4 protein-coding genes are annotated in these 4,384 nt (G+C 69.3%); 2 read left to right on the forward strand and 2 right to left on the reverse strand.

Translation table 11 applies throughout. The annotated features are described in order from the left end of the window. A partial coding sequence (locus tag VJ655_RS17590; protein WP_324113318.1) for an MBL fold metallo-hydrolase occupies positions 1 to 419 on the reverse strand: 419 nt, incomplete at its 3' end. 151 nt (positions 420 to 570) lie between these two features. Here VJ655_RS17590 and VJ655_RS17595 point away from each other — a divergent pair. Further along, positions 571 to 1,920 carry a hypothetical protein gene (locus VJ655_RS17595; protein ID WP_324113320.1) on the forward strand — a complete coding sequence of 450 codons (1,350 nt, stop codon included), beginning with the start codon at positions 571 to 573 and terminating at the stop codon, positions 1,918 to 1,920. 62 nt (positions 1,921 to 1,982) lie between these two features. Here VJ655_RS17595 and VJ655_RS17600 read toward each other — a convergent pair whose 3' ends face one another. Next, complete coding sequence (locus VJ655_RS17600) at positions 1,983 to 3,524, reverse strand: acetolactate synthase large subunit (RefSeq protein WP_324113322.1); 1,542 nt, start codon at positions 3,522 to 3,524, stop codon at positions 1,983 to 1,985. A 139-nt stretch (positions 3,525 to 3,663) separates the two neighbouring features. Between VJ655_RS17600 and VJ655_RS17605 the strand changes: the two genes are divergently transcribed. Beyond that, positions 3,664 to 4,353 carry a lysoplasmalogenase family protein gene (locus tag VJ655_RS17605; RefSeq protein ID WP_324113324.1) on the forward strand — a complete coding sequence of 230 codons (690 nt, stop codon included), beginning with the start codon at positions 3,664 to 3,666 and terminating at the stop codon, positions 4,351 to 4,353. Positions 4,354 to 4,384 lie beyond the last annotated feature (31 nt).

The raw sequence follows: 4,384 nt of genomic DNA on the forward strand, positions 1-4,384 counted from the left end.
ACCAGCATCCGGCACTGGAAATATTCCAGCCGGGTCATCCACAAGCGGCAGTCGAACTTGCGGGTCATCCAGCCCGCCAAACCGATGTGGTCGGGGTGCAGGTGGGTGACGATCACCCGGGTGACAGGTTTGCCGCCCAAGGCGCCGGCGAATGCCGCCCGCCAGGCCTGGCTGGTCTCGCGGGTCTGGACGCCGGTGTCGACGATCGCCCAGCCCTCGCCATCGGCGATGGCCCAGACGTTGATGAACTGCAGCGAGCCGCCCAAGGGCATCCGCAGCCACAGGACGCCCGGCGCGACCTCGACCGCCTCGCCCGAGCCCTGCTCAGGAGCGGTCTCGAACGGATAGACCAGCCGGCCGACCTTGCGCGGCTCCTGATCCTCGGCAGTCGCATCCTCTTCGAAACCGTCCCGCGTCATGTCCCCTCCCGCGCCGTTCGTCCGGCGATTGTTCCTTGTCCGACCCATTTTTTGCCCCCAGGGGCCAGTCATGATCATGCCCAGGTCGGACGGCATCTTGACCCCTCATACAAGCGCGCGCTTATGTCCGCGCGAGGAATCCACCCAGGAGATGTTTCCCATGAGGCCTTTCGCGATCGGCCTGACGGCCGCCCTCGCGGTCGCCATTCTCGTTCCGGCCGCCGTCATTTCGGCGCCGAAGGAGCAGAAGGGCAAGCCCGCCATCGACGCCAAGGCGCGCGAGACGGGCATGAAGGAAGCCCCGGCCCTGATCCAGGCCAGCGGCGCCGGCTGCACGGTTTCGGACGCCCGCTTCATCGGCGAGGAGAAGAAAGCCGGCTCCAAGTACTACGAAGTCGCCTGTAACGAGGGCATGGGCTTCGCGGTCATCGGCAAGAAGGACGCCGCGCCCCAGCTCTATAGCTGCCTGGAATCGAGCCAGCCCGGTCCGGACGGCAAGGTCGGCGGCCTGGCCTGCATCCTGCCGGGCAACGAGAACCCGGGCGCGGGCCTGGCCCCCTACGTCAAGAAGGGCGGCGTGAACTGCGATATCGAGAACACCCGCGCCATCGGCTCGGGCGCCAAGAACTCGTACTTCGAAGTCGCCTGTAAGGGCGGCGCCGGCTACATCGTCCAGACCGTCTCGCCGATGAACATCAACGGCGACGTCGCGGTGAACAGCTGCCTGCTCTACGAGGAAGGCGGCAATGTCAGCTGCAAGCTGACCAACCGTCAGACCCAGCTGAACGTGGTCGACACCCTGAACGGTTCGGCCGGTACGAACTGCGCGATCAAGGACAAGCGCTACGTCCTCAGCACCAAGACCGACAATTACTTCGAGGTCTCGTGCCAGGACGGCAAGGGCTACATGTATCAGCAGACCGCGGCCAGCGGCGCCTTAGCCCGCGCCATCCCGTGCGCCCAGGCCGGCTTCGTCGGCGGCGGCTGCACAATGACCGACGCGGTCGCGGCCCAGACCGAGCAGGCCGGCTTCTACAGCAAGCTCGCCGCCAAGGCCGGCTTCCCCTGCGATGTCGAGAAGTACGGCATGCTGCCGACGAACGATCCGAAGAAGGAAATCGTCGAGCTGAAGTGCAAGAACAGCGACGTCGGCGGCATCGCCGTGTTCACCGCCACCGACGGCAAGGTCTATGACTGCCTCACGGCGGAAATGAACGGCTTCCGCTGCTCCTTCACCAAGAAGGACACGCAGTACGCCCGCCTGACCAAGGACCTGGTCGGCTTCAACAAGGCCTCCTGCCAGGTGTCGGACGCCCGCATCATCGGCAACACCGATACGGAAGGCTTCGTCGAGGTCGCCTGCTCGGACGGCCTGCCGGGCTGGGTGCTGGGCTATCCGATCGGTGTCAGCAAGCCGGCGGCCAAGGAGTTCCTCTCCTGCGCCCAGGCCAAGGGCATCGGCGGCGGCTGCAAGCTGCCGACCAACAAGGGCAAGGGCTGATCCGTCAGCCTGACGCCTGAAGAAGAGAGGCCCGCCGGGAGCGATCCCGGCGGGCTTTTTTCTTATCCCATCGCCGCTTCGATCAGCTTCGGTCCCGGCGCGGCCATGGCCCGGGCGAAGGCGGCGTCGAAGGCCTCGGCCGTCTCGGCGCGCTCGGCGCTCATGCCCATGCCCTGGGCGATCGCCACCCAGTCCATGCGCGGGTCGCCAAGATCCAGCAGCTTCGAGGCCGCCGGCCCTGGATTGCCCGCCCCGGTGCGGCCAAGCTCGATCCCAAGGATCCGATAGGCGTGGTTGGCGAAGACCACGACGGTGACGTCCAGCTTCTCGCGCACGATCGTCCAGAGCCCTTGGACCGTGTACATGCCCGCCCCGTCGCCGGTCAGGCACAGGACCTTGCGCTCCGGGCAGGCCACCGCCGCCCCGATCGCCAGCGGAATGCCCTGGCCGATCGCCCCGCCGGTCAGGGACAGCCAGTCGTGAGCTCGCGCCGCCCGGGTCTGGGTGAAGATCGGCAGGCCCGCGGTCACCGCGTCGTCCGAGATCACCGCGTCCGTCGGCATATGGCGGGCCACCGAGGCGCCGATGGCCCAGGCGTCCAGGCGGCCTTCCGGCGCGGACGGCGGCGCGTGGGCCTCGACCGGGCCGGCCGCCGGCGCGCCGACCGCGTCGGCCAGGGCCGACAGCGCCGCCGCCGCGTCGACCTCGCGGCCGCACAGGGTCTCGACCGAGCAGCCCTCGGGCGTCAGCACGCTGGGCCGGTCGGGATAGGCGAAGAAGGCCACCGGCCGCTGGCTCGAGACCAGCACCATCAGGTCGACGCCGTCGAGGTCCTTCAGCGCCTGCTCGGCGAAATAGGGCAGCTTGTCGGGACGGAAACGGCCCGCGCCCCGCGCCTGGCGGGCGGTGAAGGTGTCGGTCAGCACCCGCACGCCATGCGCCGCGAGCCGACCGGCCGCCGCCAGGGCCGCTTCGCCGCAAGCGCCGGATCCCAGCAGAAGCACCGGCTTCTTGGCGAAGCCCAGCGCCTTGGCCACGGCCTCGATGGCGGCGGGGTCGGGCGCGGCGAAGGCCGGCGGCGTCACCACCGGTCCGTGGACGGTCGCCTCGTTCCAGGCCGCGTCGGCCGGCAGGATCAGGCAGGCGTTGCCGCCCGGCGTCCCGTAGCTGGCGACGATGGCCTCGGCGGCCAGCGGCCCGACGCTGTCGGCGCTCTCGGCCGACTTGACCCACAGCGAATTGGGCGCGGCGAGCGCGGCGATGTCGCTGTTGAGCGGCGCATCGAAGCCGCGGTGATAGGTGGCGTGGTCGCCAATCACGTTTACGATCGGGGTGTACGCCCTCCGGGCGTTGTGCAGGTTGGCCGCGCCGTTGGCGTAGCCGGGCCCCAAGTGCAGCAGGGTGCAGGCCGGCTTGCCCGCCATGCGGCCGTAGCCGTCGGCCGCGCCGGTGGCCACGCCTTCGAAGAGGCAGAGCACCGAGCGCATGCGCGGCTCGCGGTCCAGGGCCGAGACGAACTGCATCTCGCTGGTGCCGGGATTGGCGAAACAGGCGGTGACGCCGTTGTCGGCCAGGGTGGTGATCAGGGCGTCCGCGCCGTTCATGGTCTTCTCCGTACCGTCGCCCATCCTTCCGACATTTCGGCGAAGTCGCGCAACAGGATTGCGCTCTCGGCGGCCCGCGTCGCAGTGTGTGGCGTGAGCATCGCCTTCAGGGCGGGCCGAATCCTTGGGGGGAAAGAGCATGACGCAAGCCGGCGCGGCCGCGCGTTTCGATGTGAGCAAATGGGCGCTGATCGCCTCGGCGATCGCGGGGGTCAGCTATATCGCGAGCTGGAACCTGCAGCTTCCCATGGCCGCCGAGACGACCTGGAAGGGCGCGGGTGTCGGTCTGCTGGCGGTCTACGCCGCCTTGAAGGCCCGTTCGGCCGACGGCTGGCTGCTCGTGGCGGTGATGGTGCTGGGGACCCTGGGCGACGTGCTGCTGGTGACCTCGGGCCTGACGATCGGCGCCCTGGCCTTCCTGGCGGGCCACGTGACGGCGATCGTTCTCTACGCGCGCAATCGGCGGAGAACCTCGCCCCTCGTCTTCCTGGGGGCGACCGCCCTGATCCCGGTGGTCACGGGGATCGCCTTCCACCTGCCGGCCGACAGGGCCGGCGCGCCGGGGATCGCGCTCTACAGCCTGGGCCTGTCGACCATGGCGGCCTCGGCCTTGCTGAGCCGCTTTCCACGCGGCCAGGTCGGGCTGGGCGCTCTGATGTTCGCGGTCTCGGACCTTCTGATCTTCGCCCGAGGCGGCCTGCTGCCGGCGACCTTCGCCACCGGCCTGGCGGTCTGGGGGCTGTATTACCTGGGTCAGCTGCTGATCTGCGTCGGCGTGGCGCGCACGCTCTCCACCGCTCATCCCCGCGAAAGCGGGGACCCAGGCTGAGACGACAGGAGGAGCGCCGGCAACGTCGCCT

Origin of the sequence: Caulobacter sp. (assembly GCF_035254145.1) — a bacterium.
GTDB lineage: Bacteria > Pseudomonadota > Alphaproteobacteria > Caulobacterales > Caulobacteraceae > Caulobacter.